At 67.9% G+C, this 16,576-nt stretch carries 16 protein-coding genes; 5 read left to right on the top strand and 11 right to left on the bottom strand.

Annotated elements, in window-relative coordinates; all coding sequences use genetic code 11:
- Window positions 1-53: 53 nt before the first annotated feature.
- Genes ACH0AE_RS13380 through ACH0AE_RS13370 form a run of 3 tightly spaced genes read right to left on the bottom strand, consistent with a single transcriptional unit; the run spans window position 54 to window position 3,539 of the window.
- A complete protein-coding gene (locus tag ACH0AE_RS13380) occupies window positions 54-1,301 on the bottom strand; it encodes a cytochrome P450 (protein ID WP_294442138.1) in 1,248 nt (415 codons plus the stop codon).
- Window positions 1,302-1,356: 55 nt separating this feature from the next.
- Window positions 1,357-2,613: an ABC transporter permease gene (locus ACH0AE_RS13375; RefSeq protein WP_294442139.1), complete on the bottom strand. Its 1,257-nt coding sequence runs from the start codon at window positions 2,611-2,613 to the stop codon at window positions 1,357-1,359.
- On the bottom strand, window positions 2,610-3,539 hold the full coding sequence (locus tag ACH0AE_RS13370; protein ID WP_406875794.1) for an ABC transporter ATP-binding protein: 930 nt from the start codon (window positions 3,537-3,539) through the stop codon (window positions 2,610-2,612). Before ACH0AE_RS13370 ends, ACH0AE_RS13375 begins: the two co-directional genes overlap by 4 nt.
- 75 nt (window positions 3,540-3,614) lie before the next feature.
- On the opposite strand from ACH0AE_RS13370, the gene queG reads away from it, so the two are divergent.
- Complete coding sequence (gene queG, locus ACH0AE_RS13365) at window positions 3,615-4,658, top strand: tRNA epoxyqueuosine(34) reductase QueG (protein ID WP_294442141.1); 1,044 nt, start codon at window positions 3,615-3,617, stop codon at window positions 4,656-4,658.
- Here the strand turns inward: queG and ACH0AE_RS13360 are convergent.
- Both ACH0AE_RS13360 and ACH0AE_RS13355 read right to left on the bottom strand, forming a co-directional pair.
- A complete protein-coding gene (locus ACH0AE_RS13360; protein WP_294442142.1) occupies window positions 4,633-4,998 on the bottom strand; it encodes a hypothetical protein in 366 nt (121 codons plus the stop codon). The genes queG and ACH0AE_RS13360 overlap by 26 nt on opposite strands.
- Complete coding sequence (locus tag ACH0AE_RS13355) at window positions 4,995-5,684, bottom strand: EI24 domain-containing protein (protein ID WP_406875793.1); 690 nt, start codon at window positions 5,682-5,684, stop codon at window positions 4,995-4,997. The genes ACH0AE_RS13360 and ACH0AE_RS13355 overlap by 4 nt, the downstream gene beginning before the upstream one ends.
- A gap of 144 nt (window positions 5,685-5,828) precedes the next feature.
- Here ACH0AE_RS13355 and ACH0AE_RS13350 point away from each other — a divergent pair, with 144 nt between their 5' ends.
- The 4 genes from ACH0AE_RS13350 to ACH0AE_RS13335 all read left to right on the top strand — a co-directional run bounded on the left by ACH0AE_RS13350 (window position 5,829) and on the right by ACH0AE_RS13335 (window position 10,114).
- Window positions 5,829-6,821, top strand: a complete 993-nt coding sequence (locus tag ACH0AE_RS13350) for an adenosine kinase (protein ID WP_294442144.1) — start codon at window positions 5,829-5,831, stop codon at window positions 6,819-6,821.
- A 92-nt stretch (window positions 6,822-6,913) separates the two neighbouring features.
- A complete protein-coding gene (locus ACH0AE_RS13345; protein WP_406875792.1) occupies window positions 6,914-7,327 on the top strand; it encodes a hypothetical protein in 414 nt (137 codons plus the stop codon).
- A 30-nt stretch (window positions 7,328-7,357) separates the two neighbouring features.
- Window positions 7,358-9,823: an ATP-dependent helicase HrpB gene (gene hrpB, locus ACH0AE_RS13340; protein ID WP_294442146.1), complete on the top strand. Its 2,466-nt coding sequence runs from the start codon at window positions 7,358-7,360 to the stop codon at window positions 9,821-9,823.
- A gap of 9 nt (window positions 9,824-9,832) precedes the next feature.
- Window positions 9,833-10,114, top strand: a complete 282-nt coding sequence (locus ACH0AE_RS13335) for an ETC complex I subunit (protein ID WP_294442147.1) — start codon at window positions 9,833-9,835, stop codon at window positions 10,112-10,114.
- 49 nt (window positions 10,115-10,163) lie between these two features.
- Here ACH0AE_RS13335 and ACH0AE_RS13330 read toward each other — a convergent pair whose 3' ends face one another.
- The 6 genes from ACH0AE_RS13330 to ACH0AE_RS13305 form a co-directional block, all read right to left on the bottom strand.
- Window positions 10,164-11,069 carry a hemolysin family protein gene (locus ACH0AE_RS13330; RefSeq protein WP_294442148.1) on the bottom strand — a complete coding sequence of 302 codons (906 nt, stop codon included), beginning with the start codon at window positions 11,067-11,069 and terminating at the stop codon, window positions 10,164-10,166.
- Window positions 11,070-11,579 (bottom strand): rRNA maturation RNase YbeY, encoded by a 510-nt coding sequence (ybeY, locus tag ACH0AE_RS13325; RefSeq protein ID WP_294442149.1) that lies wholly within the window; start codon window positions 11,577-11,579, stop codon window positions 11,070-11,072.
- Window positions 11,580-11,635: 56 nt separating this feature from the next.
- On the bottom strand, window positions 11,636-12,640 hold the full coding sequence (locus tag ACH0AE_RS13320; protein ID WP_294442150.1) for a PhoH family protein: 1,005 nt from the start codon (window positions 12,638-12,640) through the stop codon (window positions 11,636-11,638).
- 229 nt (window positions 12,641-12,869) lie between these two features.
- Entirely contained in the window at window positions 12,870-14,210 is a 1,341-nt protein-coding gene (miaB, locus tag ACH0AE_RS13315; protein ID WP_294442151.1) for a tRNA (N6-isopentenyl adenosine(37)-C2)-methylthiotransferase MiaB, read from the bottom strand.
- Window positions 14,211-14,220: 10 nt separating this feature from the next.
- Entirely contained in the window at window positions 14,221-14,955 is a 735-nt protein-coding gene (locus tag ACH0AE_RS13310; protein ID WP_294442152.1) for a 1-acyl-sn-glycerol-3-phosphate acyltransferase, read from the bottom strand.
- A gap of 7 nt (window positions 14,956-14,962) precedes the next feature.
- Window positions 14,963-16,540, bottom strand: coding sequence for an MFS transporter (locus ACH0AE_RS13305; protein WP_294442191.1), 1,578 nt, complete (start codon window positions 16,538-16,540; stop codon window positions 14,963-14,965).
- Between the last annotated feature and the right edge of the window lie 36 nt (window positions 16,541-16,576).

Genomic DNA, 16,576 nt, shown 5'->3' with positions numbered 1-16,576 from the left:
AGCAAAGCGGCCGCCGGACGAGCGGCGGCCGCAATGGCTCAGGGATCAGCCGATCAGTATTTGCTGATTTCCACCGGCAGCTTGCGATAGCCGTGGACGAAGCAGGCGGCGACCCGCTCCGGCGCGCCGGTGACATTCACGCGCATCCGCCGCTTGGCCATTTCTTCCAGCAGGATGCCGATCTGGAGCTCCGCGAGGCGCGCCCCGACGCAGCGGTGGATGCCGTGGCCGAAGGCGAGGTGACGGCGGGCGTTGGGGCGATCGACGACCAGCTTGTCGGCGTCCTCACCAAACACGCTCTGGTCGCGGTTACCCGAAATGTACCACATGGCGAGCTTGTCACCGGCCTTGATCTGCTGGCCCATCAGCTCGGTATCCTGCGTCGCCGTGCGGCGCATATGCGCGAGCGGCGTCTGCCAGCGGATGATCTCGCTGACGGCGTTGGGGATAAGCGAGGGATCAGCCTCCAGCTTGGCGCGCTGGTCAGGATATTTGTCGAGGCCATAGGCGAGGCCCGACATGGTGTTGCGCGTCGTATCGTTGCCGCCGACGATCAGCAGGATGAGGTTCCCGAGGAACTCATGGTCGTCCATCTCGCGCATGGCATCGGAATGGATCATCATGCTGATGAGATCGGGCTGCGGCGGCTTGTTCAGCTTCTCGTTCCAGAGGCCGCGGAAATAGGTGCCGCACTCATACATGTGCATCAGCCGCTGCTGGCGCAGATCCGGGTTCTTGATGATCTCGATATCGCCGGCCCAATCGGACCAGAAGGTGAGCTTGCGGCGATCCTCCCACGGGAAGTCGAACAGGATCGCCAGCATCTGCGTGGTGAGTTCGATCGAGACGGTGTCCACCCAGTCGAAGGGCTGGCCCCAGGGGAGCGTATCGAGCACCTCTTCGGTGCGGCGGCGGATGTCGGAGGAGAGGCGCGTCATTTCCGACGGGGTGAAGGCGGGCGCAACCGTTCGGCGCTGCGCCGTGTGGACCGGGCGATCGCGCGCGATGAACATCGGCATGCGCACCGCGTTGGGATCCTCGGCGTCGAAATTGGCGATCGTGATGCCGCCTGCTTCCGAGGAATAGAGATCGGGAAGCGATTCGACTTCGACGATCGGCTTGTAGGAGGAGACCGACCAGTACGGCCCGAATTCGGAATCCGCGACATAGTGGACGGGCGCCTCGGCGCGCAGCTTTGCGAAGGGTTCGCGCCAGGTATCGTCCCGATACAGTTCCGGCCGGCTGACGTCGAAGGGGTCGACTGCCCGCGTTTCCGCCACGTTCTTGGCAAGCGTCGCCATCAATTCTCTCCCGCGTCTATTTCAGTTGCGAGAGAAAACCTAACTGACAGTCTTGTCAATACGTGGCGCGATCCTTCGCGTTACGGTTGCGACCAAACCGTCTCTTCCAAGCGCCAGCCGGGCTTCCGGATTGCAGCACGCCGCGGCGGAACAGCCGCGCGCCGACCCAGATGAAGATCGCCACCCACAGCAATTGCCAGGCAAGCGCGACGATGTGCGGCCAGATTTCGGGCGAGTTCGCGGCGCGGCCGGCCATGGCGAAGGGCGAGGAAAGCGGGAACCATTCCGCAACGCGCGCGACCCAGCCGTCCGGGTTCGACGCCGCCGCCGAGGCGAGCGCGAACATCGCCACCTGGAGGATGGTGATCGGCAGCGAGAGCATCTGGATCTCGCGCATCGTCGATGCCTGTGCGCCGACGCCAAGGAAGACCGAGCCGAGCAGCAGATAGGCGGTGGTGAAATAGGCCGCGAAGAGGATCGCGAAGGTGCCGAAGCCGACTGCCGGGGTAAGCTCTGCAATGCCGGCGCTGGCCGGGAGCAGCGCGCCGATCTGGCTGACGATCGTGCCCCAGAAGGCGACGAAGAGCACCGCGACGCCGAACATGCCGAGGAGCTTGCCGAGGAAGACACTCTCCAGCGGCACCGCGGCGGCGAGCACCTCGATGACCTTGTTGTTGCGCTCCTCCGCCATGGTGCCGACGACCTGGCCGGAGAGGAACAGCGTCAGGAAGAAGATGCCGAACACGGCGAAGAAGCCCGAGGCGTTGCGCCCGCCCAGCGATGGCGAACTGCGTTCGGCACGTACCAGCATCGGCGTGCTCACCTGCTCTACGCCGCTGCGGTTGATGCGCAGGGCCTGTTCGGCGAGCGCGGCGAGATAGAGCGCGGGGCGGCGGCTCTGGCCGTAAAGGATCTGCGGTCTCTCAAGCGGGCCGCTCATCACGGCGGCGACGTCGACGTCGCGTGAGTCGAGCGCGGTGCGTGCCTGGTGCGAGACGTTGCTGGCCGACGGGCGCAGATCGAGCACGGGGGGCCTGGCATCGGCGCTGAACAGCGGGCGCAATGCGCGATCGGCGGCGACGAGCGCCCCGGCTTCCGCAGGCGACGCGATCACCACCAGCCGCTCCTTGTCCGCAGAGCCGGCGGAGACCGAGGCGGCGCCAAGGCCGCCGATCGCGCCGAACGAGCCCATGATGACGGGCGCGAAGAGAAACAGGAGGAAGATCGGCGTGAAGACCGTGGCGACGAAATCGCGGCGTGCGATCGTCAGCGTTTGGCGCAGGCGCCGGCGGATGTTGCCGGAGGCGCTCATGCGGCGTGCTCCGGCGCGGCGGGCGCAGCAGCGGCTTCGCCGACGATCCGCACGAATGCCTCGTGCAGACCCGGGCGCTCGATCGAGAGGCCGGAGATGCCATAGCCAGCGTCGATCAGGCGCTTCAGCAGCCCTTCGATCCCCTCGCGCGGGAGCTCGAACGTCCAGCCGTCGCCATCGGCCACCGCATCCCGCGGGAGTTGTTCGCTGAGGCCCGGATTGGGGAAGTGCGGCACGTAATGGACCTGTTGCGGGAGCATGCCGCGCGCCTCGTTGACCGTGCCTTCGAACCGGCGCTTGCCGCCGGCGATGATCGCCAGCCGATCACACAATCTCTGGGCGTGGGCCATGACATGGGTGGAGAAGAGGATCGTCGCGCCGCGATCGCGTTCCTTGAGAATGAGCGCCTCCAGCCGTTCCTGATTGACCGGATCAAGGCCGGAAAAGGGCTCGTCGAGGACGAGGAGATCGGGCTGATGGACGATCGAGCCCAGCAACTGCACGAGTTGCGCCATGCCCTTTGAAAGCTTGCGGATCTTCTGGTCACTCGCATGTCCCAGGCCGGCTGATTCGAGGAGTGTGCCGGCGCGTGCGCGCCCTTCCCGCCACGGCAGGCCGCGAAGGGCGCCCATGAAGGCGATCGCGTCGCGCGCTTTCATCGCGGGGTAAAGACCGCGTTCCTCGGGAAGGTAGCCGACCCGGTCGCTGGCGTCGCGCGGATGCGGCGTGCCGAGCAGCGTGCGGGTGCCGCTGTCGGGCTCGATGATGCCCAGCAGCATGCGCAGCGTCGTCGTCTTGCCGGCGCCGTTCGGGCCGAGCACGCCATAGACGGCGCCGCGTGGCACGACGAGATCGATGCCGTCCACGACGGGGCGGTCACCAAAGCGTTTCACCAGACCGCTGGCGATGATGGCGGGATCGGACACGTCGTTCACTATCCTCGTAACGTGCGCTGGCGAGGCGGACGTGTCTTCGCAGGCGTCTCGTGGTAGCGGGGCGTCATGTCGCAAGACAAGCTTGAAGCAGCGTTAAAGGCGAAGGCGACGGAGCTTGGCTTCGCGGCGTGCGGGATCGCGCGCGCCGATGCCGCGCCGCGCGCGGGCGAACGGCTGCGCCAGTGGCTGGCCGAGGGCTGCCACGGCGACATGATGTGGATGGAGGCGCGTGCGCACCATCGCGAATCGCCCGCTGGGCTCTGGCCGGAGGCGAAGAGCGTCATCGCCCTCGGCATGAGCTATACCCCCGCAGAGGACCCGCTGCGGCTGGCCGGCGAGGGGAGCATCGGGCGCATCTCCACTTATGCACAGGGCGCGGATTACCACGATGTCGTCAAGAAGGCGCTGAAGGCGCTCGCGCGGTGGCTGGTGACGGTCGCGGATGGTGACCTGAAGGTGTTCGTCGACACCGCGCCGGTGATGGAGAAGCCGCTGGCGGAAGCAGCCGGCCTCGGATGGCAGGGCAAGCACACCAACCTAGTCAGCCGCACGGACGGCAGCTGGCTGTTCCTGGGCGCGATCTACACCACCATTGCGCTGGAGCCCGACCAGCCGGGCCAGCCTTCCTGCGGATCGTGCGACGCCTGCCAACGGGCCTGCCCGACCAACGCCTTTCCGGCGCCATATCGGCTGGATGCGCGGCGGTGTATCTCGTACCTCACGATCGAATATGCCGGCCCGATTCCGCACGAGTTCCGGCATGCGATGGGCAATCGCATCTATGGTTGTGACGATTGCCTGGCAGTGTGCCCGTGGAACAAGTTCGCCGCGACGGGGCGGGCGAACCGGGCATTCGCGCCGCGCGCCGAGCTCGCCGCGCCGGAACTTGCCGACCTGCTGGCGCTGGATGACGCGGGGTTCCGCCAGGTGTTCTCGGGATCGCCAATCAAGCGGATCGGGCGCAACCGGATGATGCGCAACTGCCTGATCGCGGCCGGCAACAGCGGCGACGCGGCGCTGATCGCTCCCGCCACCCGGCTGCTGGACGATCCTGATCCGGTGGTGGCGGAAGCCGCCGGGTGGGCTATTTCCCGCCTTCGCGGCGGGTGAGCGCGGCGACGCAGCTGGCGCGATCGATCGCACGGCCATCGGGCTGGCGCGCATCGACATAGGTGACGCGGGGCTCGGACGAGCCCTTGGGATAGAGATAGGTATCGAGCACGCAGATCCGGCTCTGGAACTGGAGCTTGCGGGCGTTGCCTTCGCGCACATCGGCATTCGGCGCGCCGAACAGGCGGGTAAGCGCGGCGGCGTCCTGCCCGATCACGCGCTCGAGGCCAGCGCTGGTGAAGGGGAGTGGCACGCGATCCGCCGGCACTGCCCCGCCGCCGGGCGCGGTGGCGCAGCCCGAGGCGAGCAGGAGGATGACAGCGGGGGCGAGAAACTTCATCGACGACTCCGGTGGAACAGATGCGTGGCCATCGCCGCGCCGAGCACCGGCGCGAGGAAGTTGGCCACGGGCACGAGGAACAGGCCTGCTGCGGCAAGCCCCAGGAGGAAGCGGCGTGCCGCAGTGGCGCGGCGCCACGCCGGCATATCGGCAGGCGACAAATGGCGCGCCGCGACCATGTCGCCGAGGTCGCGGCCGAGCAACCAGGCATTGACCGCGAGGAACAGTGCCGCGGTGCCGATGCCGGTTGCGAGCAGCACCACATAGAGCGGCAGCAGCAGGAGGTTGATCGCGACGAACCGAACCGCGGAGCCGATGCCCATCCGCAGCGAAACGGCGAGCGGCACATCGCGGGCGCTCGCCAGCGCGTCACGATAATATTTCGCCTCGACCGCGGCGACGATCGTGTCGGCGAACAGGCCGACGACCGCGACCGCGACAGCGCGGAACAGCAGCCAGAGCGCGAGCGCGGTGACCACCACCGATGCCGCGGCGGCAAGCGCATTGCCCCACGACCAAGTGGCGAGGAATGCATCCATGCCCCACCAGACGCCAGCGCCAAGCACGAGGAACAGCGCCAGCGTCAGCGCGATGCTGCGCGCGAGCACGCCGAGCACCGCACGATCGCCGAGCTGTCCGAGGCTGAGAGCGAAGGCACCGAGCATTGCGGCGGGAATTGCGCGCAACCCGCCAGTTGCGCAAGGGACTGGGCACAGTTACGGCGCGCGCAACCCTCAACCCGTTCCGGATGAGCCTGTCCCGCCGTTGCGTGCGACCCACGCAGGCGGTGATCGGCGCCAAGGAGCGGCATTGTTCCAGGACCGCTCTTCTTGACCCAGCCTGCTTACGACATCGTCGCGATCGGCAATGCCATCGTCGATATTCTTTCGCCCGCGACCGATACCTTCGTTGCCGACAATGGCATGACCAAGGGCGCGATGGCGCTGGTCTTCTCACCCGAGGAAGCGGACGCGCTCTACGCCAAGATGGGCCCGGGGCAGGAAGTGTCCGGCGGTTCGGCGGCGAACACGATCGCAGGCATGGCGGCGCTGGGCGGCAAGTGCGCCTTCATCGGCCAGGTGGCCGACGATCAGCTGGGCAATGTCTTCGCGCATGACATCCGGGCGGCCGGCATCCGCTTCGATACCGAGGCGCGGCCGGGCAGCCCGACCACGGGCCGCTGCCTGATCTTCGTGACGCCGGACGGCCAGCGCACGATGAACACCTTCCTCGGCGCGTCGCACTATTTGCCCGAAGCGGCGCTTGACCGCACGTTGATCGCGGATGCCAAGTACCTCTACCTCGAGGGCTATCTCTGGGACCCGGAAGAGCCGCGCGCTGCCATGCGTGCCGCGATCGACGTGGCGCGGGCCGCTGGTCGCAAGGTGGCCTTCACCCTGTCGGCGGAATTCGTGATCGACCGCCACCGCGCGGCGTTCCTCCAGCTGATCGAGGATGGCCTCATTGACGTTCTGTTCGCCAACCAGGCGGAGATCATCTCGCTGACCGAGGCGGCCGACGCCGATGCCGCGATCGCCGCGGTGAAGGGCAAGGTGCCGCTGCTCGTCGTGACGATGAGCGAGGAGGGCGCCTGCGCCATTGCCGGTGACGAGCATGTGCGGGTACCTGCGGCGCCGGTCGACAAGGTGGTCGACACCACCGGTGCGGGCGATCTGTTTGCGGCCGGCTTCCTCCACGGCCAGGCGCAGGGCTGGGACCTGGAACGTTCGCTGAAGCTTGGCGCGGTGTGCGCGGCGGAAGTGATCAGCCACTTCGGTGCGCGGCCGCTGGCCGATCTGAAGGCGCTCGCCACCCACGTGTAGGGGGAAGGGGCGCCGCACGCTCCTCGGTTGCAACGTTGGAACGCTTCGCCGGCACCGCTCGTATCCTCCGCGGCAAGAGGAGGAGGCGGGCGATGATCGGCAGAGCTCTGGTTGTTGGAGCGGGGCTTGTCGCGGTCCCGGCCGCGGCACAGCAGGCGGCGCCGCTGGCCATGACCTGTCATCTGAAGATCGGCGGCCTTCCTTCACCCCGGATGACGACGTTCACGCTGTCCGGTAATACCCTGTTCTCCGATGCCGGCGGCGAACGGCGGCGGATCTCCACTGCCGGCACGCCGCTGTTCCTGGATCGCAGCACGGACAAAGACGGCGTGACCCTGTCCTACGCGTCGCATGTGCGCGACGGCACGACGGTCAGGCGGAACGTCTACTGGAAGACCGGCAGCAAGCCGCGCTACCTGCGCTTCAGCGAAACCTATGACTTCAAGCGCCAGACCATCACCACGACCGGCGAGCCCGGCGACAGCTGCCACCACGACGGGCGCTAAGCCGACGCGTCGGCCGAACGGCGGCGCGCGATGAGCGAGGCGCTGCCGATCCACGCGGTGTTGCCGGATCTGCTGGAGACGCTGCGCGCACGTTCCTCAGCGGTGCTTGTCGCGCCTCCAGGCGCCGGCAAGACGACGGCGGTGGCGCCGGCGCTGCTGGGCGAGGAATGGTGCACTGGCGAGATCCTGCTGCTGTCGCCGCGGCGGCTGGCAGCGCGAGCAGCGGCCGAGCGGATGGCGGCGCTGGCGGAAGAGCCGGTGGGGCGGACGTTCGGCTATGCGACCCGGCTCGACACGAAGAGATCGGCCGAGACGCGCGTCACCGTCGTCACCGAGGGGATCTTCACCGCGCGGATCCAGCGCGACCCGGAACTGGCGGGCGTGTCCGCAGTGCTGTTCGACGAGGTGCATGAACGCAGCCTCGACGGGGACTTCGGGCTGGCGCTGGCACTGGATGCGCAAGGCGGCCTGCGCGAGGATCTGCGCATCCTTGCCATGTCGGCAACGCTCGATGGGGCGCGGTTCGCCGCGCTGATGGATGGCGCGCCGGTGATCGAGAGCGAGGGGCGAAGCTGGCCGCTGGCGCTGCGCCACGTCGGCCGCACCCATGAACGAATCGAGGACGCGGTGGCGGCGGCGGTGCGGCAGGCGCTGTCGGAGGCGGAGGGCGGCGTGCTCGCCTTCCTGCCGGGGGTGGCGGAGATCGAGCGGACGGCGGAGCGGCTGGAGGGGATCGCCGGCGTGGCGCTTCACCGGCTTCACGGCAGCCTCGACCCGGCAGCGCAGCGCGCGGCGATCCGCGCCGAGCCGGATGGACGACGCAAGCTGGTGCTGGCGACCTCGATCGCGGAGACGAGCCTGACGCTGGACGGAATCCGCATCGTCGTCGATTCGGGGCTGGCGCGCCGCCCGCGCTACGACCGGGCGGCGGGGATGACCCGGCTGGTGACCGAGCGGGCAAGCCAGGCGGCAGTGACGCAGCGTGCGGGGCGCGCGGCGCGGCAGGGGCCGGGTGTCGCCTATCGCCTGTGGGAGGAAGCGGCGACCTCGGGGTTGCCGCGCTTCGACCCGCCGGAGATACTGGAAGCGGACCTTTCCGCGCTGGTGCTGGCAAGCGCGATCTGGGGCGTTGCCGATCCGCGCGACCTGAAGTGGATCGACCCCCCGCCGGCCTCCGCAGTGGCGGAGGCGCAGACGCGGCTGGCGAGTCTGGACGCGGTGGACGATGCCGGCCGCCCGACTGCGCACGGCCGGGCGATGGCCGCGCTGCCGATGCCGCCGCGGCTCGCCCACATGCTGCTGCGCGCAGGCGAGATCGGGCTGGGCGGCGTGGCAGCCGAAGTCGCGGTGCTGCTCGGCGAGCGCGGGCTTGGCGGTAGCGACGTTGACCTGGAATTGCGGCTACGGCGCTGGCGCAGTGACCGCTCCCCTAAGGCGCAAGCGGCGCGCAAGCTCGCCGAGCGCTGGGCGCGGGCGGTGCCGCGTGGCGGCGGCGAGCGCTCGCCGGTGCTCGATCTGGCAAGCGCGAGCGGAGTCGAGGTGGCGGTGGCGCTCGCTTTTCCCGATCGGGTGGCGAAGCGACGCGATTCGTCGGGCGAGCGCTGGGCCTCGGTGGGCGGGCGTGGGTTCCGGCTTGATCCGACCGCGTCGCTGGCGCGCGAACCTTGGCTGACGGTAGCGGAAACGCAGGGCATGGCGGCCGGCGCGCGGATCCTCTCCGCCGCGCCGATCGAGGAGGCGGTCGTGGAGGCGCTGTTCGCCGACCGGATCGAGACGCGACGGACGGCCGATTTCGACCCCGCGACCGGCGGGGTGCGGCCGGTGCGCGAGCGGCGGCTGGGGGCGATACGCCTGTCCGGCGGTCCTGACAGCGATGCCGATCCCGTCGCGCTCGAGACGGCGCTGGTGACGGGGGTACGGGAGCATGGGCTGGCGCTGCTGCCGTGGAGCAAGGACATGGCGGCGTATCGCCAGCGCGCTGTTTATGCGGGCGTGCCGCTCGACGATGAGGCGCTGCTCGAGCGGCTCGACGAGTGGCTGCCGCCGCTGGTGGCGGGGCGGCGTAGGCTGGATGCCATCCCCGCGGGTGCGCTCAGGGAGGCGGTGCGCGGGCTGCTTTCCTGGGACGAGCAGCAGCGGATCGAGCGGATCGCCCCGTCGCATTTCACCAGTCCCGCGGGCAGCAGCCACCCGATCGATTATGCTGCGGAAGGCGGCCCGCGCGTCGAGCTGCGCGTGCAGGCGCTGTTCGGGCTGGCGGAGCATCCCACGATCGGCGCCGAGCGTGTGCCACTGGTACTGTCGCTCACTTCGCCGGCCGGTCGACCGATCCAGACGACGCGCGACCTGCCGGGTTTCTGGGCCGGCAGCTGGGCCGCGGTGGCGAAGGAAATGCGCGGCCGTTATCCGCGCCATCCTTGGCCGGACGATCCGGCGAGCGCGGCGGCGACGCTTCGGACGAAAAATGCCGATGCACGCGCGCGCAGTTCGCGGTAAGGCAGGCCCATGTCGACCGCCCGCATCTATCAGCGCCCGAAGAATGCCATGCAATCGGGCAAGTCTCGCACCGACCTCTGGCAGCTGGATTTCGCGTCCGACGACCCCAAGCGGCCCGATCCGCTGACCGGCTGGGCCGGCGGGGCGGAGACGCGCGAGCAGGTTCGGCTCGGCTTCCCGACGCGGGAGGCAGCAATCGCCTACGCCGAACGCGAGGGAATCCCTTACACCGTGATCCCCGCACCCGAGCGCAAGCTGAAGCTGCAGAGCTACGCCGACAATTTCCGCTGACGGCTGGATCGCCCCCCGGTCGCCCCGGGGGTGATCGCCACTAACGGCGTTACTCGTCCTCCGGCTCGGGGATCGGCGGGTGAAGGCGCACGCGATTGACGCGTCGCTCGTCGGCATCGACCACCTCGATCTTCCAGCCGCTCGGATGGTCCAGCCACTCGCCGGGCTCGGGCACCCGGCCGGCCAGCACTGCCGTCAGGCCGCCGATCGTATCGACGTCGCTGTCCGCCTCGGCGAGACGCTCGTCGACCGCCTCCCCGATATCCTCGAGTTCGACGCGGGCATCGGCTTCCCAGGCGCCGCCCTCAAGCGGGAACAGCAGGCGTGCGGGCGCCTCGTCATGCTCGTCCTCGATCTCACCGACGATTTCCTCGATCAGATCCTCGATCGTGACGAGGCCTTCGGTGCCGGAATATTCGTCCAGCACGATGGCGAGGTGGACGCGGGTCTGGCGCATGTCGGCAAGCAGATCCAGCGCGCCGCGGCTCATCGGCACGAACAGCGGCTGACGGATCAGTGCCGAAATGTCCGCTGGGTGCGGGGCGCCACTCGCCAGGATCGTGAACACGTCCTTGATGTGGACCATGCCGACGATCGTATCGAGCCGTTCGCGATAGACCGGCAGGCGGCTGACGCCAGCGTCGGCGAAGACGTTCACCAGCTCGGCAAAGGTCGTCTGTTCCTCGATCGCGATGATATCGGCGCGCGGCACGCCGACGTCGCCGGCATCGCGCTCGCCGAAATGGAGCAGGTTGCGGACCATCTGCCGCTCCAGAAGCGTCAGATCGCCCTTTGCCTCTGGCGCGGGATCGTCCTCGTGACGATCGATGGCATCTTCCAGCTGATCACGCAGCCGCCCTTCGGACGTGTCGCCGAAAATGAGGGAGCGCAAGCTGCGCCAGATGCCGGATTCATTGGAGTCGCCGTTTCCGGCGCTACTTCGGTCTTCGGACACTTAGTCCTCTCGTATGGCGTAGGGATCCGCAATGCCAAGCGTGGCGAGCGCGTCACGCTCGATCGCCTCCATCGCATCACCCTCTTCGTCGGTCATGTGATCATAACCTAGCAGATGCAGCGTGCCGTGCACGATCAAATGCGAGAGATGATCCTCGGTGGAGATGTTCCGCTCCGCCGCCTCCGCAAGGCAGACACCGCGGGCGAGCACGATGTCACCAAGCAGCACCTCGCCGTCGTCGGAATTCTGGCTGACGGTGTCGATCAGGTCCGGCTGCACCATCGGGAAGGACAGGACGTTGGTGGGCTTGTCCTTGTCGCGATACTGCCGGTTCAGCGCGTGCACCTCGTCATCCGACGTCAGCCGGACGCTGATTTCGACCGAGGCGTCGGTGGTGAGGATGGTGCCGTACGGGGTGGCGCCCACGGCGGCACGTGCGGCGGCGGTGGCGAGTTCCTCCCACGGCCCGCCTGGCCAGGACTCGTCCGTCGACAAAGCAATTTCGATCATGTCCTGCCTGTGTGCATCAAATCCGGGCGCTTGTGGAGCGACTTTGCGTGCGCCGATCAGGCTTCACGGCCCTCATAGGCCTCGACGATCCGTCCGACGATCGGGTGGCGCACCACGTCAGCCGCGCTGAAGCGGACGAGCGAGATACCCTCGACGCCTTCCAGCCGCATCGTCGCATCGGCAAGACCGCTTGCCGCGACGCCGCCGGGAAGATCGGTCTGGTTCGGATCGCCGCAGATCACCATCCGGCTGTTCTGGCCGAAGCGGGTAAGGAACATCTTCATCTGCGCCGGCGTGGTATTCTGCGCCTCGTCGAGGATGACGAAGGCGTCGGCGAGCGTGCGGCCGCGCATGAAGGCGATCGGCGCGATCTCGATCTCGCCCGATGCGATGCGCCGCTCGACCTGCTCGGCGGGGAGGCAATCGTAGAGCGCGTCGTAGAGCGGGCGCAGGTACGGGTCGACTTTCTCCTTCATGTCGCCCGGAAGGAAGCCGAGCCGCTCGCCTGCCTCGACGGCGGGACGGGAGAGGATCAGCCGCTGCACGCTGCCCGTGATGAGCTGCGCCACCGCCTGCGCGACCGCCAGATACGTCTTGCCGGTACCCGCCGGGCCGAGCGCGAAGATCATGTCGTTGCTGACCAGTTCGCGCATGTAATGCGCCTGCGCCGGCGTGCGCGGCACGATCGTCTTCTTGCGCGTGCGGATCATGATCGACGGCGGGCCGCCGTTGCTGCGCTCGGCAGAGATGATGCCGTCGAGCGTCGGTTCGGACGCCATGGCGATCGAGGCATCGACGAGGCCGCCATCGATCTCCTCGCCGCGCTGGATGCGCTGATACAGATCGTTCAGCACGTCGCGGGCGAGCGCGACCTGTTCGGCGCTCCCTTCCAGACCGACGCGGTTGCCCCGAGCCGTAATGTACACGCCGAGGCGGTTTTCGAGCGCAACGAGATTTCGGTCGTACTGGCCGAAGAGCACGCTCAGCAATTGGGGCCGATCGAAGGTGAGTTCGGTACGGCTGCGATCGCCCGGCTGGGCGGGTACGGGCTTGCGGCTCATCTTGCTCCTTGGCGGCGCGTCATCCGTGCCATTTCTGACAGCGCCAACAAGTTCGCGTAAGCCCCTTTCGTTCCGTCACGAAAAAGGCCCGGAAGTACCGCAACGATGGCGCGGCAGTCCGGGGCCATGATCGATGAAGGGACCGACGTTGTGCGATGTAAAAGGTGTATCCCTTTCGTGTGCGACCGGAGAACTTTGCACCCCGGAGACCATCGTCAGCCCGTTCAAGTCACGCGACAAAAGAAAGCTTCGGGACACCAGCAAGAGAGTTCGGGCCCGCCTGAACCAGGGTGACCGACACCAAGTCTCCGATCGCGTGGGCGCCGGAAAGATGAACGGATTGCAGCCACGGCGATTTGCCCAGCATCTGGCCCGGATGCTTGCCGGCGCGTTCGATCAGGACGTCGCACGTACGGCCCACGGTGCTGCGGTTGAAGGCATGCTGATCGCGGTTGAGCGCAGCTTGCAGGCGCTGTAGCCGATCATCCATCACGTCTTGCGGGATCTGCCCGTCGAGATCGGCAGCGGGGGTGCCGGGGCGCGGGCTGTACTTGAAGCTGAACGCCTGCGCGTATCCCACCGCATCCACGAGGCTCAGCGTCTCGGCGAACTCCGCCTCCGTCTCGCCGGGGAAACCGACGATGAAATCGCCGGAGAGCGCGATGTCCGGCCGGGCGGCGCGGATGCGATCGAGCAGGCGCAGGTACGAGTCGCGCGTGTGGCTGCGGTTCATCGCCTTCAGCACGCGATCACTGCCAGCCTGTACCGGTAGGTGGAGGAAGGGCATTAGGCTTTCGACGTCTCGGTGGGCGTCGATCAGGCCCTGTTTCATGTCATTGGGATGGCTGGTCGTATAGCGGATCCGCGCGAGGCCGGGGATGCGATCCAGCGTGCGGATAAGATCGTGGAGGCCGCGGCCATCCTCGTCTTCCCACGCGTTCACATTCTGCCCAAGCAAGGTGATCTCGCGCGCGCCAGCGTCTACCAATGCCCTAGCCTCGTCGACGATCGCGGTGAAGAAGCGGCTGACCTCTGCACCTCGCGTGTAGGGCACCACGCAATATGTGCAGAACTTATCGCAGCCTTCCTGCACGGTGAGGAAGGCGGTGGGTCCCACCTTGCGGCGTGCGGGGAGCGCGCCGAACTTGGACGCGATCGGCATGTCGGTGTCGACCGCGGCGGTGCCGGCAGCGGCGGCGGCGACGAGCTTCGGCAAATTGTGATAGGCTTGCGGGCCGACGACCACGTCGACCTTCGCGCGGCGGACGATCTCCTCCCCCTCCGCCTGGGCGACGCAGCCAGCGACCGCGATCATCGGCGCCTGTTCGCCGCGCCCGAGGCGATCCTTGCGCAGCCGCCCGATGTCCGAGAAGACCTTCTCGGTCGCTTTCTCGCGGATGTGGCAGGTGTTGAGCACCACCAGATCGGCGTCTGCGGCGTCGGCCGGGGTCAGGCCCTCGCCCGCCATCAACTCGGCCATGCGTTCGCCGTCATAGACGTTCATCTGGCAGCCGAACGATTTGACCGCGAAGGTCTTTGGCGTTGCTGGGGTTTTGGGGGTAGGCTTCATGGGGCCGCGCCTATAGCGCGCGCGGCGCCTCTCCGCCACCGGCCGCCGCGATCCGTGCGCGCGCCTCGGCAGCGGTGGCCTTGCGGCCCGGATAATCGTGCGGGTCGAAGGGATCGCAGAAGGTGAGGGTGGCCGTGAAGGTGCCGCGGCGGCGAAGCACGCGCAGCGCATGCGATTGGCCCGGCTCGTCACCGATCCAGGCGAGTTCACCGGTGGCGGCGCCGTAATCGATCCGGACCGGCTGGACGAGGACACCCGGCGGCGGGGGATCGAGCACCGCGAGGAGGGCGGCCTTGAACGGCAGCAGCGCCGTGCCGTCGCCGGTGGTGCCTTCGGGGAAGATGGCGATCGCCCAGGTTTCCGCGAGTGCGTCGCGCAAGGCGTTGATCTGGTCGGCGACCGCCATGCGATCCTCCCGACGGACGAAGAGCGTGCGGTTCAGCGTGCACAGCCAGCCAACCAGCGGCACCTCGCGAAGCTCCGCCTTGGCGACGAAAGCGGTGCCAGTGCGCCCGGCGAGGATCGGGATATCCATCCAGCTCAAGTGATTGGCGACGAACACGACGTCGCGCTTCAGCGGCGTACCGACAGTGCGTGCGCGCGCGCCGATGATCCGGCCGAGTACGCCCAGGAACAGGCGCGGCCATGGCGACGGCAGGCGGAACAGCCGCCACAGCAGATGAAGCGGCAGCGCGAGGAGCAGCGCTGCGACGAGCGCGGCCAACCGGAGGATCACGCGCGCCATCGGCGGATCAGGCGGGATCGAGACCCGGTTCGCCCGCGGCCCGGGCCCGCTCCTCGCGCGTGGCTTCGGCGCGCGGCACCAGCTTGAACGCCGCGATCGAGGCCCCGAGGGTGATCGGCACGGTGACGAGCAGCGACAGCATGCCGGTCGAGAGACTGTCGGTAAGCGTTGAGACGCGGCCCGCCAGATACGGCCCCAGCGCGAGGCCAAGCAGCGTCGTGCCAATGAAATAGGTGGCGGTGGCCGCTCCACGCATACGCGGCAGGACGAGATCCTGCGTCGTCGCGGCGGAATTACCCAAGGCCCAGCTGGCGGTGAATTGGGCAATGAAGAGGCAGACGTAGAGGATGATCGGCGTATCGGTGGTGAAGGCGATCGCCAGGAACGGCGTCGGTACCACGGCGCCCAGCGCCACCATGATGAGGCGGCCGCCGGGGTGCTTCTGGCGCAACTTGTCACCGAGGATGCCGCCGATGGTGACACCGAGGAACCCGGACAGCGCGCCTTGCCCGCCCAGGATCAGCCCGGCCTCGGCCGGTGAGATGCCGAGGTCGCGCATCGCATAAGGCGCGGCCCAGAAGCCTGCCGCATAGCTGAGGAAGGCGTTCAGGCCGTAAGCGACGACGGTGCAGAGAAATGCGGGCGTACCGATGATCAGTGCAAAAGTGGGCGCGTCGCGGTGGCGGAGGGTGATAGCCCAGGAGAAAACCGCATAGCAGCCGATGCCGACCGCGATCCATTGTGGCAGCGGTTCGCCCAGGCTGACCAGCAAGACGACTGCAGCCACGGTGACGGCCAAGCCGACGATGTTCCACATCAGCGTCCTGCCGCCGCAACGTGCCGCGCCGATCAGCGTTAGCGGTGGGATGATCGTCAGCAATTCTTCGAAGAACGCCTTGAACGGCGCAGGGTGCGGCGGCTGCGTCAGGCCTTCGGAAAGGCCGCGCACCGGTTCACGGATGGTGGCGATCCACAGTGCAAGGATGACGCCGGGGAAGCCGACGGCCATGAACGCGGCCTGCCAGCCGACCAGCCCGAATGGGCCGCCGTTCGGATAGGCCGCGTTCCAGCTCTGAACGATCAGGCCGCCGATGAAGAGCGAGATGCCCGCGCCGACATAGATGCCGGCGGAATAAATCGAGAGCGCGGTGCCGCGCAGCTTCTTGGGGAAATAATCCGAGATCAGCGAATAGGCCGACGGGCTGGCGGTCGCCTCGCCGATGCCGACGCCGATACGCGCGGCGGCCAGCTGGCCGCCGGACCGCGACAGGCCCGACAGCATCGTCATGGTCGACCAGAGCGCAAGGCCGCCACTGATCAGGCGCACGCGGTGCCAGCTGTCAGCGAGGCGGCCGAGCGGGATGCCGAACAGCGCGTAAAAGACACCGAAAGCCGTGCCATAGAGGAAGCCCAGGTCCTCGTCGCGCAGGCCGAGGTCCCGCTTGATATCCTCGGCGAGGATCGAGATCACCTGCCGGTCGATGAAATTGAGGATGTACACGACGAACAGGATCGCCAGCACGTACCAGGCGTAGCCGGTGGCACGATATTCGCCTTGCTGTTCCTCGACCGGCGTGGCTGCCATCCGCTCCCCCCAATTACTCACGACACGTTCCCCGCG

The sequence above is a fragment of the Sphingomonas sp. 179-A 2A2 NHS genome, assembly GCF_045371305.1.
In the GTDB taxonomy this organism is placed as follows: Bacteria; Pseudomonadota; Alphaproteobacteria; order Sphingomonadales; family Sphingomonadaceae; genus Sphingomonas.
Note: the sequence above shows the minus strand (reverse complement) of the source record. Positions and strands in the feature narration are given on the sequence as shown.